This window comes from Hymenobacter latericoloratus (assembly GCF_014199535.1).
In the GTDB taxonomy this organism is placed as follows: Bacteria; Bacteroidota; Bacteroidia; order Cytophagales; family Hymenobacteraceae; genus Hymenobacter; species Hymenobacter latericoloratus.
In genome coordinates this window covers 470,584-486,922 of sequence record NZ_JACHNV010000001.1, presented here as the reverse complement: position 1 = coordinate 486,922, position 16,339 = coordinate 470,584, and the positions used below count along the sequence as shown (strand labels likewise).

Below are 16,339 nucleotides of genomic sequence, written 5' to 3'. Positions count from 1 at the left end.
TTCATGTATACAAGTTAGCTTCTTTTTTTGTTCCCTTGCTGCCATCAACCTGCGGTTACCACGCACCCGGTTAGTGCGCAACAGATTGCCTTTCTGACCACTGTCAGCAGATTGCTGCCACCCGCAACGCCCCGCTTACGCGCATGAAGTTTCAGCCCCGGCGTACTCGGCTATTTATACCGCAGGGGAGTTTCTGCTAGCAGCTCTGCCTTATCTCTTGTCTATTGACGAAACTAGCGGCGCCAAGCCGGCGGGCCGGCGCCGTCCCGCTCGCCCTTGGGTCAAGCGGCCATGGGTTCTGCTGCGCAGATCTGGCTGGCCCGCGCCCCCACGTTGACTGTCGCGGCGCCCTGACCTTCCCAGATGCGACGCATGGTTTGGTGCTGCAGCTCTTCCACCACCTTGGCATACACCAGCGCAGTTTGAATCTTCGCGTGCCCCATTACCTTCTGCAGCACCTCTACCGGCATGCCCCGCAGCAGGCTCTGCGTGGCGAAGGTGTGCCGGGCCGTGTGGCTGGTCAGCAGCTCGTAGCGCGGCACCGACTTTTTCAACACTTCCCCGCCCACTACCGTCGTCACCACCACTTCATCCAGCAGCCCGGCCGCTTTGCCCACGCGCTTCAGGTAGCGGTTCATTACCTGGTTGGCCAGCACCGGCAGCAGGCGCACCCGCCCGGGGTCGGCGTATTTGTCCAGGATGGCCCGCGCCGCCTCCGTCAGGTAGATGCTTACGCCGGTACGGGTTTTGGTCTGCACCAGCCGCAGAATCAGGCCCCCGTCCCACTGGTGCAGGTTGCCGCGTTGCAGGGCGAATACGTCCGAGTAGCGCAGCCCTGTGTAGCAGCAGAACAAGAGCACGTCCCGCACCCGCGTGAGGTACTCCGGCAGCTCGGCCGCGGCCAGGGCCGTGAGGTTGTTGGCCGTCAGCCACATCTTCAACACGTCGGCGTGTCGCCCCTGCAGCTTGCGCAGCTCCACCGGCACTACCAGCCCACGCTCTTCCCGGCACCAGCGCAGAAACACTTTTAGCCCCCGCACGAACGAGGCCACCGTGTTTTGTGCCAGATTGCGCTGCAAGCGCAGGTAGTTCAGCACCCGGTCATGCGTCGCCAGGTCATACGTGCAGGGGTTTAGCAGCTCGCCCTGGTCCTGCTCGTAGGCGCTCAGCCACGAGCCCAGCATCTTGCGCTGCCGCAACGTGTAGTGCGCATAGCCCCGCGCCTGCAGCGACTGCCAGTGCTCCTCGAATATGCCCATCACCGATTGCGGCTTCTCTTCCTGTTCTACCAACTCTGCTGCCGGCTTCAGAACTGCTTTCAGCCCCTCGACAGTAGGTGCTTCGCCCGAGGCCCGCCGTTTGCGCCACTAGGCCAAGGCATCCGTCATCAGCCGGGACAGATACAGGTTTGCCTCCTCAGCCAGTGGATAGGAGGACCGAAACCTTTGCTTGTCCTCGTTCCACTCAGAAGGCTTGCACATTTCGCCTGTAGAATGGCGAAGGCGTAGCCCACCGAAGTAGGCATTGAAAACAACCGGGCAGCGCCCCGCGCTGTCCATTTTGTTGCGGCGAAGTACGAATTGTGTGTTCATCCGGAATGGGTGGCGTGTGGGGTGGCGAACCTCCCTTTGTACAGTCCATATTTCGCGTTGCAGAGTACCGATGGCGTGAACGCAAAAAACCCGGAAAACCCCTTCTGCTAACTGAGAAGGCATTTTCCGGGTCTTCCGGTTGTAAGTACTTGTACCAGAGACGGGACTCGAACCCGTACGTCCGTGAAGACAAGGGATTTTAAGTCCCTCGTGGCTACCATTACACCACTCTGGCTTTAGTTTGATTGTTGCCCCGGTAGCATGTGGCCTGCGCGTGACAATTGGGGCAAAGTAACTGCAAATTCTTCAAACGATGGTCACTGTTCTGCCATTTATATGGTGCAGCTCCAGTAAGGGTCACCCTCCCAAGCTTTTCTTTCAAACCATTAGTTGGCGAAAATCCTCATCCGTGATGGAGTGCTTGCGCGGAGCAGCGACAACCGATAACCAAGCAGTTGATTTGCGGAAGACTTGCTATAAAGCAAAAGACCCTGCCGTTTAGCAGGGTCTTTTTTGGAGCGGGAGACGAGGTTCGAACTCGCGACCTCGACCTTGGCAAGGTCGCGCTCTACCAACTGAGCTACTCTCGCTTTTGATCTTGGCGCCGTAGTGGCGTTTTGATGTGACAAAGGTAGTACAGGAAATCCTGAAGTCAAGAGGTGACCTCAAAAAAATCTGCACTTTTTCTCCCCGTCAAAGCTTTTTTCCTGATTTTCAGACAGAAAAATTTTACCTGAAAAGTCTGTTTTTGCGTCTCTGTCCCTCTGCCCGGAGCGGCTGAAAATAAAAACGCTACCCCCATTCCCTTCATGAAGGCAGTGGAGGTAGCGTTTTTAACACCAGTGCCGGCTTTAGCGAGAAGTTATTGTCAGCTTGAGCTCATTGAGCTTGAGCAGGGCCTCAATGGGCGTGAGCGTATTCACGTCCAGCTTCTCTAGCAGTTCCCGGATGCGCTCAAGGGCCGGGTCGGCGGGCTCGAACATACTCAACTGCAGGCTGGGGCGCGGGGCATTGTGCACGGAGGCGGCCGGCTGGGCTTTAGGGCCGCGCCGAGCTGCCTCGGCTGAAGCAGGTAGTACGCCGTTCAGCGGCACTACTTTGCCGCCGGTCGGCTGCTCATCCAGGCCAGCCAGCACTTCATCGAACTCGGTGGGCACGTCGGCCTCGGGGCCGGTGGAAGTGCGTTCCTGCTCCAGGTGGTGCATGATTTCGTTAGCGCGCAGCACCACGGAGGTGGGCATGCCGGCCATGCGGGCCACGTGGATGCCGAAGGAGTGCTCCGAGCCCCCTTCGCGCAGCTTGCGCAGGAACAGAATCCGACCGTCAGCCTCCTTTACGGCCACGTTGTAGTTACGCACCCGCGGACAGTCATCGGCCAGTTGGTTCAGCTCGTGGTAGTGGGTAGCAAACAGGGTTTTGGCCCGGGCCTTGGGGTTATTATGCAGATGCTCCACGATGGCCCAGGCAATGCTGATGCCATCATACGTGCTGGTGCCCCGCCCGATTTCATCCATCAGCACCAAGCTGCGGTCCGAGAGGTTGTTCAGAATGGAGGCTGTTTCGGTCATTTCCACCATGAAGGTGCTTTCGCCCTTGCTCAGGTTGTCGGAGGCGCCTACGCGGGTGAAGATCTTGTCGATGACGCCCACGTGGGCCGCATCGGCGGGCACGAAGGAGCCGATCTGGGCCAGCAGCACAATCAGGGCGGTTTGGCGCAGCAGGGCCGATTTGCCGGCCATGTTGGGGCCCGTAATCACCACAATCTGCTGGTCCTCCTGATCCAGACGGATGTCGTTGGGGATGTACTGCTCGCCGGGGGGTAGCTGGCGCTCAATTACGGGGTGGCGGCCGGCCGTGATGTCGAGGGTCGTGGAGTCATCGACGACGGGCTTCACGTAGCGGTGCTGGCGGGCCGTAGCGGCGAAAGACGCCAGGCAGTCGGCCACGCCAATGGCGCGGGCGTTCTGCTGAATCTGGGCCACATACTCGGCGGCAAACAGCACCAGGTCGTTGTAGATGTTCTGCTCAATGACGAACAGGCGCTCCTCGGCGTGCAGAATCTTCTCCTCGTAGGTTTTCAGCTCCTCCGTGATGTAGCGCTCGGCGTTTACCAGGGTTTGCTTCCGAATCCAGGAAGCGGGCACCTTGTCTTTGTGAGCATTCGTTACCTCGAGGTAGTAGCCGAACACCTTATTATAGGCCACCTTCAGGGAGCCAATGCCGGTTTCCTGAATGGCGCGCTGCTGCAGCTGAAACAGGTAGTCTTTGCCCGAGAAGGCCATCTGGCGCAATTCATCCAGCTCCTTGTTCACCCCGTCGTTCAGCACCCCGCCCTGGTTGGTCAGGATGGGCGCGTCTTCCTTTACTTTCACCCGGATTTCCTCGCGCAGGGCCGCGCAGGGGTTGAGCTGATCGGCGAGCTTCTGCAGGGCCCGGATGCCCGAGGCGGCCAGTTGCTCCCGAATGGGCCCGATGGCCTCCAGGGCGCGGGCTAGCTGCAGCAGCTCACGCGGATTGATGCGGCGCACGGCTACCTTGGAAATCAGGCGCTCCAGGTCGTTGATTTGGCGAAGGTGTTGCAGGAGGTTTTCCAGTAGCTCGGGCGTTTGCAGCAGGGCATCTACCGTATCGAGGCGGCGCTGAATCTGAGCGGGCTCCTTGAGAGGCAGCACGACCCACTTGCGCAGCAAGCGGGCGCCCATGGGCGTTACGGTCTGGTCGAGAATATCAATAAGGGGCACGCCGCCGGGGTGCTGGGGCTGCACCAGCTCCAGGTTGCGGACGGTGAACCGGTCGAGCCACACGTACTTGTCTTCCTCCAAACGCCCGATGCTGCCGATGTGGCCCACGTCGGTGTGCTTGGTTTCAGCGAGGTAGTGTAGAATGCAGCCCGCGGCCGTGATGCCCTCGCGCAGCCCGTCGATGCCGAAGCCTTTAAGGGAGGTAGTGTTGAAGTGGCGCGTGAGCGTGTCGTGGCCGTAGTCGAAGCCGAACACCCACTCATCGAGGGCGTAGTGGCAGAAGTCGGGGCCGAAGTGCTCCTCGAACTCGCGGCGGCTTTTCTTGCAGAACAAAACCTCGGCGGGCTGAAAGTTCTGGAGCAGCTTGCCGAGGTAGTCCACGGTGCCCTGGGCCACCAGAAACTCGCCGGTGCTGATGTCCAGAAACGAAATGCCGGCCTCCTGCTTGCCGAAATGCACGGCGCAGAGGTAGTTGTTGCTTTTGCGCTCCAGCACGTTGTCGTGGAGGCTCACGCCGGGCGTCACCAATTCCGTAATGCCGCGTTTCACCAACCCCTTGGCTTGTTTGGGGTCTTCAAGCTGGTCGCAGATAGCCACGCGCTGCCCGGCCCGCACGAGCTTGGGCAGGTAGTTATCGAGGGCGTGGTGAGGGAAGCCCGCCAGCGGGGTTTCGGAGGCGGTGCCGGCCCCGCGCTTGGTCAGGGTAATATCGAGGATGCGGGAGGCCTTAACGGCATCCTCCCCGAAGGTTTCGTAGAAGTCGCCCACCCGGAACAGGAGTACCGCGCCGGGGTGGGCCTGCTTGAGCTGGTAGTACTGCTTCATCAGCGGCGTATCGACTACGGGGGCGGGACCCAGGGAGCCGTGCGTGCGGATGGGTTTCTTGTCGGGCTTGGGGGTAGCAGTTTTCACTAGCGTAAGCGGAATGTAGCGCGAAACCGCGGCTTCGCGCATCGTGGGGGCGGCGGGGGCCGCGTTAGAGCACTGGTTTGGTTAGGTGGGGCGCACGGCCGGAGCATTGCGCCAGGGGCCGGCAGCAACCTCAACCACCAACACCCGGCCGGGCGTTCCTACCTTTGCGGCCATGCGCAAACTCTCCATGGAAGAGCTGAACCGGCTGACGGTGGCAGACTTCAAAAATACGCGAAAATTCCCCCTCACCCTAGTGCTCGACAACGTGCGGAGCCTGCACAACGTGGGCGCAGCCTTCCGCACTGCCGATGCCTTTGCGGTGGAAAAAATATGGCTTTGCGGCATTACCGGGCGCCCGCCCCAGCGCGAAATCACCAAAACGGCTTTGGGCTCCACCGAGTCGGTGGCGTGGGAGTACGCTGCTACCACTACGGCCGCTATTGAGCAGCTGAAAGCGGCGGGCTACGTGGTGGTGGCCGTGGAACAGACCACTGGCAGCCAGCCCCTACCCTCCTTCTGGCCCGAAACCGGCCGGCCCTACGCGCTGGTGATGGGCAACGAGGTGTTTGGAGTAGACGACGAGGTACTGGCCCTCTGCGACGCGGCCGTGGAAATTCCGCAGTTTGGCACTAAGCACAGCCTGAACGTGAGCGTGGCCGCCGGGGTAGTCCTGTGGGACTTTATCAGTAAGATAGGCTGGTCGGCGGCGCGGTAACTAAGCCCAGGAAATGCGAGCCTGTTAATAAAGCTTGTCATTTACTTAAAAACACTCGCGTGAAATACGCGTTTTGTTGTGTAGATTTGAACGGGCCGCCTACTTAGGTGGCCCGTTTCTTCTGCTTACACATTTACGTACCTCTTCTACCCCTTCTTGATGAAGTCAACCTTTACTCCTTCAGCACGGGCATTGGCCGCGGCCGCGCTTCTGGCCGTACCGGGCCTGGCGGCAGCCCAATCGTCGGTGCTGCTCGACCAGGCACGCAATGCCCTGAAAGCACGTACGTCCGCTTTTGGTTTGAAAACGACTGATGTAGCGGACCCGGTAGTAACCAATTCCTTTACCGATGAGCACAACGGCATCACGCACGTGTACTTCCGGCAGCGGTACCAGGGGGTAGAAATTTACAACGCCGTGGCCGATGTGCACCTGAATGCCGCGGGCAAGGTAGCTACCCTGCACAGCAGCTTTGTAGCCAACACGGCCGCTCAGGCCCGTCCGGCCACGCCCGGCCTCACGGCAGAGCAGGCCGTATCGGCGGCGGCCCGGGCGCTTAGTTTGCCTTCTCCCCAGGGGCTGCAGGTGGAGAAAGCCGGTACCCCGGCTGCCGGCCTGGAGTTCTCCACCGGGGGTATTTCCCTGGAAACCATTCCGGTAAAGCTCATGTACCTGCCCATGCCCACTGGCGAGCTGCGCCTGGTATGGGACGTAACCATCTACCCCAAGCACGCCCGCAACTACTGGAGCGTACGCGTAGATGCCTCCACGGGTGCCCTGCTCGACCAGCACGACCTGGTGATTAACGAGCCCTTCACCCTGGCTCCGCTCACCGAGCCCATGGCCCTGGCTTCTACTCCTTCTCCGGCTCCGGCCGCCCGCCCCACGGCCGGCAACAGCTACAACGTGTGGCCCATTACGGTGGAAAGCCCCAACCACGGCGCCCGGCAGGTAGTAACCGACCCGGCTGACCCGGCCGTTTCGCCCTACGGCTGGCACGACGTGGACGGCAAGCCCGGCGCCGACTCCCTGCGCACGGCCGGCAACAACGTGTACGCCTACGAAGACCGCAACAACCGCAATAACGGCACCACGGAGCTGTGGCGCGGAGGCTACGCCCCCAAGGGCGGCCCCAACCAAATCTTCGATGCTCCCTTCAGCAACGCCGTTACCGCTGCCCCCAACGCCAACCTCGACGCGGCCATCATCAACCTGTTCTACTGGAACAACATGATGCACGACGTGATGGCCCGCAAAGGCTTCAACGAGGCCAGCGGCAACTTCCAGGCTACCAACTACTCCGGCCAGGGCCGGGGCGGCGATGCCGTGTTTGCCGAGGCCCAGGATGCCATTATTGCCAACTCGGTTAGCCTGAACAACGCCAACTTCTCTACCCCCGCCGAAGGTCGCAACCCCCGGATGCAGATGTACCTGTGGGACCAAAACATTACCACGGCCAGCGTAACGGCCCCGGCCAGCCTGGCCGGCCCCATTGCCGCCGCCGAAGGGGTGTTTACGCGTCGCCTGTCCCGGAGCGGCCCCATCACCGGCAATCTGGTACTGGTAAACGACGGCACGGCTACGCCTACGTTTGGCTGCGCTACCTACACCAACGCCGATGCCGTGAAAGGCAACATTGCCCTGGTTGACCGCGGCGACTGCATCTTTGCCGTGAAAGTGCAGCAGGCCCAGGCCGCTGGCGCCCGCATGGTGGTTATCATCAACAACAACGCTACTCAGGGTGCCGTTTCCTTTGGCGCCGCCGCCGATACGGTAGGCATCCGGATTCCGGGCGTGATGATTTCTCAGGCCGATGGCAACAAGCTGAAAACCGCCCTGCAGGCGGGCACGGCCGTAACCTTCTCGGCCAGCGGCATCACCAACTACCGCGACGGTGACTTCGACAACGGTATTATTGCCCACGAATACGGCCACGGTATCTCTACCCGCCTGACGGGTGGCGCCTCGGCTCCGAACTGCCTGCGCAGCGCCGAGCAGATGGGCGAAGGCTGGAGCGACTTTTTCGGCCTCTGGATGACGACCAAGCCCACGGATACGGAATCGATGGCCCGGGGCATTGGTACGTATGCTAAGTTCCAGGAAATCAGCGGCCCCGGCATTCGCCCTACTCGCTACAGCACCAACATGACCACTAACCCTTCTACCTACGCTTATGTGGGCAAGACAGTGAATGGGAGCGAGTACACTGCGGAACACGCCATCGGCTACGTGTGGGCCTCTATGCTCTGGGACCTGAACTGGGCCCTCATCAACAAGTACGGCTACAACGCCGACCTGCGCGGCTCTACCGGCGGCAACAACATTGCTCTGCAGCTGGTGATGGACGGCCTGAAGCTGCAAGCCTGCAACCCCGGCTTCGTGGATGGCCGCAACGCCATTCTGAAGGCTGATTCCCTGAACAACAAGGCCGCCAACTCGGCCCTGATCTGGCGCGTGTTTGCCCGCCGCGGCCTGGGCTTCAGCGCCAAGCAAGGCAGCTCGAACCTGCTCAACGACCAGACGGCCGCCTTCGACTTGCCTTCTACCGTAACGAGCAGCCGCCAGGCCCTCAGCGAGAAACTGCTGGAGGTAGCTCCCAACCCGGCCAACGGCCAGGTACGGGTACGCACCCAGATCAGCAGCGCCACGCCGGTACAGGTTGAGCTGGTTTCAATTCTGGGCCAGCGGGTACGGGTGCAGCAGGTGGCAGCGGCTCGCTTGCTGGATGGCGTGAACATTGACACGGCTGACCTCGCGGGCGGCGTGTACGTGGTGCGCCTCACCACCTCGGAAGGTACCATCACCAAAAAGGTGGTAGTGCAGCACTAAACCAGCCTTCCGGCTGATTTTTTCCGACAGATAAACAAAAAACTGCCCGTCTGGCTCCTTGAGGCCGGGCGGGCAGTTTTTTTAGTACTCCAGCCTATTTTCAGGTTATTGCCCTATGTCGTCGTCTTTATCCGCCTCCGATGCTGCCCTGCTGGCCCTGCGCCCCCCGGTTTCCATTTCCCTGCCCGAAGATGCCCCGGCCGATACGGTCGGGAGCTTCCTGCATCTGACGCTCCGGCCCGTGCTGAAGCTGCAGAACCTGCGGCTGCTGGCCGCAGTGGCCGATTTCGTGCATGACCACCGCATAGCCTTCGTTGGTGCGGGCCCGCGGGAGCAGGAGCGGGTGGTGGCCGAGCTGCTGACGCGCAACACCAAGCTGCGCTATACCATCGTCGGGTTGGTTACGGGGCTGTTTACGGAGGCGGAAACGGCTTTTTACCGCCTTCACCGGGCCGAGCTGAACCGCCGCCTGCTGGAGCTGGCCGTGCGCCGGGCCCAGGACCAGACGGAGGCTCTGGCGCAGTTACTCCGGCCGGAATGAGCACGTTTTACGCTACCCTTGAGGTTGGGGAGCAGGCCACGCCCGAGGAAATCCGCCGGGCCTACCGCCGTCTGGTGCTGCTCACCCACCCCGACCGTACGCCCGACCCGGCCGCCCACGAGCGGTACTTGGCCATCAATGCCGCGTACGAGGTGCTGAGCCAGCCCGCGCGCCGGCAGCTCTACGACGCGGCCCTGGCCATTCGGCGGCGCCCGCCGGACCCATCGGCCACCCTACCCCCTCAAGCGGCGCCAACCCGCGCCCAGGCCGAAGTCCGGCAGCGGCGGGCGGCCGCGCGGCGCCGGGGCCCCGCCCCCGACCCCTACGCGGCCCTGTATGCTCGTTATGCGCCCTGGGGCCGGCGGTTCTGCCGGTTGATGCTGGTGTTCTGCGGGCTGCTGGTCCTGGATTTCTGCTGGACGCGGGAGTATCCGCGGGAGCGGGTACAAAGCGTGGAGCGGCACTCCATGTCCTCGCGCCGGAGCGGGTCCGTGACGTACTATACCGTGCGCACGCCCCACGTTAATTTCCGCACCTACGAGTACAACTGGGAAGTAGGCACGGCACTGACTATCCGGGCCAGTGCCTTGTTTGGTCAGGTGCGGGCTGTAGCAGTCAGTGGGCAGCGGCTTGAGCGGGCGGATGACGTCACGATTTATGGCAATTTCCTGTTCGCGCCCTTGCTGCTCCTGCTGGTGGCAGCACTCGGGGCCCGCACCCACAGCTCCCCCGGGTTGGCGCTTAACTGCGGGGTAGGATGCGGGCTTCTGCTGATAGTGATACTGTACTTCATGCGGAGCGCCTAGCTTGGTGTATAAAAACAAAAAGCGCCCGAAACACAGGTTCCGGGCGCTTTTTTTGGTTTAGGAAAGACCAGACTTTGGCTAGTCGTACTGGGAGTCGCGCAGGTGCACAGGTGTCGTTTTCTTGCGCAGGCGCATGTTCAGCACCTCCACTACCAACGAGAAGAACATGGCGAAGTAGATGTAACCCTTTTCGATTTCCTTGTGGAAGGCTTCCATCACCAGCATCACCCCAATCATAATCAGGAAGGACAGGGCCAGCATTTTAATAGTGGGGTTGCGGTTCACGAAGTCGGCCACCAGGCCGCTGAAGGCCAGCATTACGCCCATAGACAGGATAACGGCCAGAATCATAATCAGCACATTGTCCACCAGGCCCACGGCCGTTAGGATGGAGTCGAAGCTGAAGACGATGTCGATGAGGATAATTTGGATGATGACGCTGCCCATGGTAGCACTGCCTTTCGCGCCGTGCTCCCCTTCTTCCTCGCCCTGCAGCTTGGTATGGATTTCGGTGGTGCTTTTGCCAATCAGGAACAGGCCGCCGCCCAGCAGAATCAGGTCGCGGCCGGTTACGCTCCAGCCACCTTCCATCCAGGGCACGGGCAGCGAGAACAACGGAGCCTTTAGGCCCACAATCCAGGAAATACTCAGCAGCAGCCCAATGCGAAACAGCAGCGCCAGCAGCAGCCCAATGCTACGGCCCCGGCTGTGCTGCTCCGCCGGCAGGCGATTGACGATGATGGAAATAAAGATGATGTTATCAATGCCCAGCACTATCTCCATGAACGTGAGCGTGAGCAGGCTCACCCAGGTCTGGGGGTCAGAGAAAACGGAAAAGTCGAAATTCATGGATTGGCGGTAAGGTGGTGATGGAGGGAGGAGGTGATGGGGTGAAGAGGTGAGGAGGTAAATGGTGACAGGTGACAGGTGACAGGTTGAAACGGTTTCCGATGAAGCAGGGGGTAGCAAGAAGCTGTTCGGCCGACTTTTTTCAGGCGCTTTTCACCGCTTACCTGTCACTTGTCACCTGTCACCATTTACCTCATCACCCTACGACTTCATGTTCACGAACTGCAGGGGCTGGCCTACGTCGGCGCGGCGCACCAGGGCAATGGCGGCCTGCAGCTCATCTATTTTCTTGGCCGTAACGCGCACCTGGTCGTCCTGCATCTGGGCTTCCACCTTGGCTTTGCCGTCTTTGATGGCTTTGATGATTTTGCGGCCTACCTCCTTATCGACGCCGGCCCGCACCTTCACTACTTTCTTGACCAGAGCGCCGCTGGCCTGCTCTTCGGCCGTGAAATCGAGGGCCGTACCATCAATGCCCTGCTTCACGATGCGGGCCAGCAGAATATCTTCCAGAGCCTTGATGCGCATGGAGTTTTCGGAGCTGAGCGTGATGGTGTTGGCTTTCTTATCCAGCTCGATGCCGCCCTTGGTGTCGCGCAGGTCGTAGCGGGTCTGGAGTTCCTTTTTGGCTGTGTTCACCGCGTTTTCGAGGGTTTGCGGATCTACTTTGCTGACAATATCAAACGAGGCCATGGGAGAAAATTGGGGGAGAAATGTAGAGTAGGCTACGTGAGGCAGCCGCGCATGTTAGGCTCAAAGATAAGCAGGCCGCGAAATGCCGAAACCGCCGGGCCCTGAGTTGCCGACGGCTTCTGGGTATCTTGGCGGCAGCCATCTGTTCCTTACCCAATGCCTGCCATCACTCCCCCCCACACCCCGGCCGAATGGGCTGCCTACTACCGCCTCCGCTACGAAGTGCTGCGCCAGCCCTGGCAGCAGCCGGAGGGCTCGGAGCAAGCCGACGATGACCACGCGCCCACCACTACCCATGCCCTGCTGCTGGCCCCCGAGGGGTACGCGGCTGGGGTAGGGCGGCTGCACCCCTCGGGGCCGGCGCAGGGGCAGGTGCGGTTTATGGCCGTGCACCCCGCCTGGCAAGGGCGCGGCGTGGGCCGGCAGGTACTGGAATATCTGGAAACGGCGGCCCGTAGCCAGGGGCTGCGCGAGGTGGTGCTGCACGCCCGCGAGCAGGCCGTACCCTTCTACCAGCGCCTGGGTTACGCGGTGGTGGCTCCCTCCCACACGCTGTTCGGCACCATTCCGCACTTGCTCATGCGCCGGGTGCTGTAGCCGGGGGGTAGAACTTTTCCTTGCTCCGCAGTAAATCCCAGTACAGCTGGAAGTCGGCGCGCCGGGAAAGCCAGGGGGGCTGGAAGGTAGCCGGGCGGTTGTGCTCCACAAAAAGTGCCCCACCCAGGCAAGCCCATAAGCCGCCCCTACCCCCGCCAGCACCAGCCCGGGCCGCCCCCAGGCTACGGCCAGGATAACGGCCGTCAGAAACAGCGAGGTGCCCACGAAATGCAGAATGCGGGGCCGCGCTGCCGATGCTCGCGCAGGTAGTAGGGGTAGAACCCGGCGCAGGAGGCGTACGCGGGCACGGCGGTGGGGTTTCTCTAAAGTACTTTACCTTTTACGGCTCTTCCAACTCCTACTTCCTTCATGCAGCCCATCCCCAACGTACCCGCCCTCGTTGCCCTTTACAACCAGATGAACCAGTATGGCCGCACCAACGGCATGGAGCTGACCGTTACCCAGCCCGGCGACGTGCGCTATACCATGACCATCCGCGACGAGCACCTTTCCTCGCCCGGCACCTGCCACGGCGGCGTACTGGCCGGCCTAATGGATGCTACCCTGGGTGCGGCGGCCCTGTCGCTGGCGTTTACGGCCGCCGAGCTGGTATCAACGGTAGAGTTCAAAATCAACTACCTCGCCCCCGTCCGCCTGCACGACGAGCTAGTGGCCCACGGAGTAGTGGAGCACAGCGGCAAAACCCTGGTGGTGAGCAGCGCCTTCATTACCTGCCCCGCTCGCAACAATCTGGTGGTGGCCCGCGGCATGGGCACCTTCAACCGCTACCCTGCCACCAAGCGCGACTTTCACGACCTGCTGTTTCCTTCGGAGGGTAGGGAGAATGAGTAAGTGGGTGAATAAGTAAAATAGGTGGGGCCGGTCCGGCGGGCGAAGCCCGTCCGACCGGTTGGCTTCGTGCTGACGTTTGCTACCGGGCAGTTTCAGGGGTAGTGAGGGGTAGGCGGATATCGTTCAGACGGATCGGGCTTGCCGCCTACTTCACTCCTTCACCATTTCAGCTCTTACCCAAAAGGAAAGCCGCCGGGCAGCCCGACTCACATGCGGGCTGCCCGGCGGCTTTCGAGCGACCGAACCGAAAAGCTAATCGGGGTTAGAGGCGTTCGGGTGAGCTGGCCGATTCGTGTTCGTGCTCATCGTATTCGTCGCCTTCTTCCATTTCGGGGGCTTCTACTTTGCGCACGTTGCGGGCACAGTCTTCGTCGCGGTGGTTGCGGCCCACCGTGAATTCCACCCAGTCGCCTTCGCGCAGGTCATTGAAGTCACCTTCGGCCATATCAGCGTAGCTGAAGAACAGGTTGTTCGGGGGCATTACCACGAAACCAAAGCCGTTTTTCAGGTTTTTGATGGTGCTGATGCCGACCGTGCCAACCGGGCCAGCGGCCGTAGGGCCGGTGGGGCGCACGGGCTTGGGCGCAGCCGGGAAGGCCGCCGGCTCGGGCGTGTTCACGAACATGGCCTCAATCAGCTCGTCGCCGGTGCTGATGCCCTGGTCGATGATGTCGTGCATCTGCACGGGGTAGGTAGCCTGCTCCAGCAGCTGCTGCGAGGCGCGGGTAACGCGGTTTTCGCCCTTGAAGTCGGTGTACTTGAAGTCCCAGTTCAGCAGCATCACGCGGGTACCCACCGTGTTGAGCTTCTTGATCAGGGGGGCGTAATCGGAGTCGCCGGCAATAAGCACTACCACATCAAAGCTCTTGTGGATGGCCAGCTCCAGGGCTTCCAGGGACAGCCACACATCAATGCCTTTCTCCTGCAAACGGCCATCGCGCGTTTTCAGGGGCATGTAGTGGGTAGTAATGCCCATGTTCATCAGAATATCGTCGAGCAGACGGTCGTGGAACAGACGGTCTTTGTCGCGGGCTTCGGTGGCGGAGAGGCGGCCGCGGAAGAAGTGCGAGTCGATGATCTGGCTCAGACGCACATCAACATCTTCTTCTTCAGCTACTTGGTGCCGGATAAATTCATGGAGACCTTCCAGGCTAATACGGGCCTTACGGTCATGCTGGAAGTAGTAGTAATCACTGATCTTTAGGAAATAATTGCCGTCGTAGAAGACGCCGATCCTAATCAGGGGGCTATTCATCTGGTTCATACAGGAAACGGGTTGAGCGCAAAAAGGTGTGTGTGAGTAAGAGCGGGTAGGTTGGTTCGGTAGGAAACGTATAGGGTACGGTCCCGGTCAAAGATACAAGTTGTCACTTTTACGGTAGTGCCGTTCGCCGAAAGGTTGGGGGTTATCTCATCATCCTATCGAAGTTAACTACCAGAAAAATAAGGCGGGTGGCACTACGGCTCTGCTGTTCCTATCCAAGGAATGAGGTGCGCAAACAACCACCGGCGGGCGACTTACAGTCAACGGGTTATACACCTTAATAATATAGCAGTAAATGACATCCTTCCACAATATTATATAATATATATTCTTTATACGAATCCGATAAGTGCAAAATACGCCGCTTCCTGCCAAACGCCATGCGTTAAGCTTGGCAAGCCCGGCAGGCCGAAAGCAGACCTGGAGCCGCAGCTGGCCGCAAGGTAAGGCGTAGCTGGCCAGAGCAAACACAATTTCGCCTGGTCAGGCTATTTCATGGTCCAAGCCCGGTGAACAGCAGATCAACGCGGCGGGTTCCGGCTACTACGTGGCCCTCAGAAGCCCAGCTTGCCTACTACCAGCCCCAGCACCAGCAAGCCGTAACCCGCACAGATAGCCACCTCCAGGAAATTGCCGCTCTTGGAGCCGGTCCGGATCAGGGGGATTTTCAGCGTCAGGTCGGTGAGGGGCATGAGCCACTTCACGCCGGCTTTGGTGAGCGTGTCGGCCAGCAGGTGCGACACGTACCCGCCGCCCGCGAACCAGGCCACGCCGTGCCACCCCAGGCCCTGGTTGGCCAAGTGCCCGATGTAGGTCCAGAAGGCAGCGGCCCAGAGCGTGTGCGTCCAGGAGCGGTGGGAGGTATAAGGCGCTACGGCCACAAACAGGCCCAGCATACTCAGCCACACGAACCCGGTGTACAGGCCGGCCACTACCGTGCACAACCCCGTGAACATAAGGGCCAGCTTGCGGGTAGAGTCGCCCTGCATGGCGGCCCCGATAAGGCCAAACGCCAGCGCCGCCGTAAACCCCATGCGCCGGTCGGGGCCGGGCGGAAGCTGAAAATGGGTGTACAGGGCCAGCGCGGCCCCTACCGCTACAAAGGCCCAGCGCACGTAGCTCTGGGCAAACCCCAGGCGCTTGCTCAGGCGGGAGCCGGGGTGGTCGAGGTCGGGGGCGAGGGAGGAGAAGCCCGCCAGGGCAATACCCGCGGCTGAAAATGGAATGCCCGGCACGAGGCCCGCTACAGCCACGCCGGTAATCAGGCCGATGGCCAGGTGAGAAGAACCGCGCACTAGAAAAATACAGTAGGGAATAAGCCGCGAAGATACCGCCGCGGGGAGCCGCAATACGCATCAATGGCGCAGCTTTTGTCTCGTACCTATCAAAATAGGGTAGGCCGGGCAGAAGACTACCAACGCAAAAACGCCGGTCATCCTGAGCGCAGCGAAGGACCTCTGCTAAGGGTAACTCGCTTCTGGTTAGCCAGAGGTAGAGGCCCTTCGCTGCGCTCAGAATGACCGGCGTTTTCTTTGCTGTCGGCAACGCGGGCTCATCTAGCCCCTACCCCTCACCACCGGCCCGAACTGCCCCGCAGGCCGCCTTCCATGTCGCGGACCTGGTTTTCCAGCAGCTCCAGGCCGCGGTGAAATACGTTGGCGACTTCCTGCTTTTCGTGGTCGGGTAAGGGGCCCTGCTGGCGCACTTGTTCCCGAATCTGGCGCAGGTGGCTCAGGAGGTTGTCCCACTCCTCCGCGCCACTGTCCTGTTGCTTGTCCGTCATAGCCTTACACCCACCGGGGCTACTTGTACTGCGTGAAGTGGGAAGATACGGGAGTGTTACCAAAATGTGTCGGAAACTTTCGGGGCGCGGGGGCGGTATTGGGTAAGGCACACGCCCGACCTCTTTTCAGGCGTGTCATTCCGAGGGCAGCGGAGAATCTGGATG

Annotated in this window: 14 protein-coding genes, 2 tRNA genes and 1 pseudogene; 6 read left to right on the top strand and 11 right to left on the bottom strand. The window is 60.8% G+C overall.

Annotation, left to right across the window (positions count from 1 at the left end):
• Positions 1–281 precede the first annotated feature (281 nt).
• From GGU46_RS02190 to mutS, 5 genes are all read right to left on the bottom strand, one after another.
• Positions 282–1,259, bottom strand: coding sequence for a tyrosine-type recombinase/integrase (locus tag GGU46_RS02190; protein ID WP_246398686.1), 978 nt, complete (start codon positions 1,257–1,259; stop codon positions 282–284).
• Positions 1,260–1,367: 108 nt separating this feature from the next.
• Entirely contained in the window at positions 1,368–1,592 is a 225-nt protein-coding gene (locus GGU46_RS21975) for an Arm DNA-binding domain-containing protein (protein WP_262890918.1), read from the bottom strand.
• 152 nt (positions 1,593–1,744) lie between these two features.
• A tRNA-Leu gene (locus GGU46_RS02185) sits at positions 1,745–1,827 on the bottom strand.
• Between the two features lie 279 nt (positions 1,828–2,106).
• A tRNA-Gly gene (locus GGU46_RS02180) sits at positions 2,107–2,182 on the bottom strand.
• A 261-nt stretch (positions 2,183–2,443) separates the two neighbouring features.
• On the bottom strand, positions 2,444–5,158 hold the full coding sequence (mutS, locus tag GGU46_RS02175; RefSeq protein ID WP_246398774.1) for a DNA mismatch repair protein MutS: 2,715 nt from the start codon (positions 5,156–5,158) through the stop codon (positions 2,444–2,446).
• A 259-nt stretch (positions 5,159–5,417) separates the two neighbouring features.
• On the opposite strand from mutS, the gene GGU46_RS02170 reads away from it, so the two are divergent.
• The 4 genes from GGU46_RS02170 to GGU46_RS02155 all read left to right on the top strand — a co-directional run bounded on the left by GGU46_RS02170 (position 5,418) and on the right by GGU46_RS02155 (position 10,136).
• Complete coding sequence (locus tag GGU46_RS02170; protein WP_183401943.1) at positions 5,418–5,960, top strand: RNA methyltransferase; 543 nt, start codon at positions 5,418–5,420, stop codon at positions 5,958–5,960.
• A gap of 159 nt (positions 5,961–6,119) precedes the next feature.
• Entirely contained in the window at positions 6,120–8,789 is a 2,670-nt protein-coding gene (locus GGU46_RS02165; protein WP_183401942.1) for a T9SS-dependent M36 family metallopeptidase, read from the top strand.
• 115 nt (positions 8,790–8,904) lie between these two features.
• On the top strand, positions 8,905–9,330 hold the full coding sequence (locus tag GGU46_RS02160) for a hypothetical protein (RefSeq protein ID WP_183401941.1): 426 nt from the start codon (positions 8,905–8,907) through the stop codon (positions 9,328–9,330).
• A complete protein-coding gene (locus tag GGU46_RS02155) occupies positions 9,327–10,136 on the top strand; it encodes a J domain-containing protein (RefSeq protein ID WP_183401940.1) in 810 nt (269 codons plus the stop codon). The genes GGU46_RS02160 and GGU46_RS02155 overlap by 4 nt, the downstream gene beginning before the upstream one ends.
• Positions 10,137–10,214: 78 nt before the next feature.
• Here GGU46_RS02155 and GGU46_RS02150 read toward each other — a convergent pair whose 3' ends face one another.
• Together GGU46_RS02150 and GGU46_RS02145 are read right to left on the bottom strand one after the other, a co-directional pair.
• Positions 10,215–10,985 (bottom strand): TerC family protein, encoded by a 771-nt coding sequence (locus GGU46_RS02150; protein ID WP_183401939.1) that lies wholly within the window; start codon positions 10,983–10,985, stop codon positions 10,215–10,217.
• A gap of 201 nt (positions 10,986–11,186) precedes the next feature.
• Positions 11,187–11,678, bottom strand: coding sequence for a YajQ family cyclic di-GMP-binding protein (locus tag GGU46_RS02145; protein WP_139925511.1), 492 nt, complete (start codon positions 11,676–11,678; stop codon positions 11,187–11,189).
• Between the two features lie 156 nt (positions 11,679–11,834).
• On the opposite strand from GGU46_RS02145, the gene GGU46_RS02140 reads away from it, so the two are divergent.
• Positions 11,835–12,275 carry a GNAT family N-acetyltransferase gene (locus GGU46_RS02140; RefSeq protein ID WP_183401938.1) on the top strand — a complete coding sequence of 147 codons (441 nt, stop codon included), beginning with the start codon at positions 11,835–11,837 and terminating at the stop codon, positions 12,273–12,275.
• 168 nt (positions 12,276–12,443) lie between these two features.
• On the opposite strand, the pseudogene GGU46_RS22395 reads toward GGU46_RS02140, so the two are convergent.
• Positions 12,444–12,500, bottom strand: a pseudogene (locus GGU46_RS22395) (hypothetical protein); the annotation flags it as partial.
• A 144-nt stretch (positions 12,501–12,644) separates the two neighbouring features.
• On the opposite strand from GGU46_RS22395, the gene GGU46_RS02130 reads away from it, so the two are divergent.
• Positions 12,645–13,127, top strand: a complete 483-nt coding sequence (locus GGU46_RS02130; RefSeq protein ID WP_183401937.1) for a PaaI family thioesterase — start codon at positions 12,645–12,647, stop codon at positions 13,125–13,127.
• 262 nt (positions 13,128–13,389) lie between these two features.
• On the opposite strand, the gene GGU46_RS02125 is transcribed toward GGU46_RS02130, so the two are convergent.
• The 3 genes from GGU46_RS02125 to GGU46_RS02115 form a co-directional block, all read right to left on the bottom strand.
• Entirely contained in the window at positions 13,390–14,391 is a 1,002-nt protein-coding gene (locus GGU46_RS02125) for an NYN domain-containing protein (RefSeq protein WP_183401936.1), read from the bottom strand.
• A 554-nt stretch (positions 14,392–14,945) separates the two neighbouring features.
• Complete coding sequence (locus GGU46_RS02120; RefSeq protein ID WP_183401935.1) at positions 14,946–15,686, bottom strand: metal-dependent hydrolase; 741 nt, start codon at positions 15,684–15,686, stop codon at positions 14,946–14,948.
• Positions 15,687–15,961: 275 nt separating this feature from the next.
• Positions 15,962–16,174: a hypothetical protein gene (locus GGU46_RS02115; RefSeq protein ID WP_183401934.1), complete on the bottom strand. Its 213-nt coding sequence runs from the start codon at positions 16,172–16,174 to the stop codon at positions 15,962–15,964.
• Between the last annotated feature and the right edge of the window lie 165 nt (positions 16,175–16,339).

Coding starts and splice junctions, on each gene's coding strand:
- GGU46_RS02170 (WP_183401943.1), top strand. CDS start 5,418: ATGCGCAAACTCTCCATGGAAGAGCTGAACCGGCTGACGGTGGCAGAC.
- mutS (WP_246398774.1), bottom strand. CDS start 5,158: ATGAAGCAGTACTACCAGCTCAAGCAGGCCCACCCCGGCGCGGTACTC.
- GGU46_RS02160 (WP_183401941.1), top strand. CDS start 8,905: ATGTCGTCGTCTTTATCCGCCTCCGATGCTGCCCTGCTGGCCCTGCGC.
- GGU46_RS02165 (WP_183401942.1), top strand. CDS start 6,120: ATGAAGTCAACCTTTACTCCTTCAGCACGGGCATTGGCCGCGGCCGCG.
- GGU46_RS02150 (WP_183401939.1), bottom strand. CDS start 10,985: ATGAATTTCGACTTTTCCGTTTTCTCTGACCCCCAGACCTGGGTGAGC.
- GGU46_RS02140 (WP_183401938.1), top strand. CDS start 11,835: ATGCCTGCCATCACTCCCCCCCACACCCCGGCCGAATGGGCTGCCTAC.
- GGU46_RS02145 (WP_139925511.1), bottom strand. CDS start 11,678: ATGGCCTCGTTTGATATTGTCAGCAAAGTAGATCCGCAAACCCTCGAA.
- GGU46_RS02190 (WP_246398686.1), bottom strand. CDS start 1,259: ATGGGCATATTCGAGGAGCACTGGCAGTCGCTGCAGGCGCGGGGCTAT.
- GGU46_RS02125 (WP_183401936.1), bottom strand. CDS start 14,391: ATGAACCAGATGAATAGCCCCCTGATTAGGATCGGCGTCTTCTACGAC.
- GGU46_RS02115 (WP_183401934.1), bottom strand. CDS start 16,174: ATGACGGACAAGCAACAGGACAGTGGCGCGGAGGAGTGGGACAACCTC.
- GGU46_RS21975 (WP_262890918.1), bottom strand. CDS start 1,592: ATGAACACACAATTCGTACTTCGCCGCAACAAAATGGACAGCGCGGGG.
- GGU46_RS02130 (WP_183401937.1), top strand. CDS start 12,645: ATGCAGCCCATCCCCAACGTACCCGCCCTCGTTGCCCTTTACAACCAG.
- GGU46_RS02155 (WP_183401940.1), top strand. CDS start 9,327: ATGAGCACGTTTTACGCTACCCTTGAGGTTGGGGAGCAGGCCACGCCC.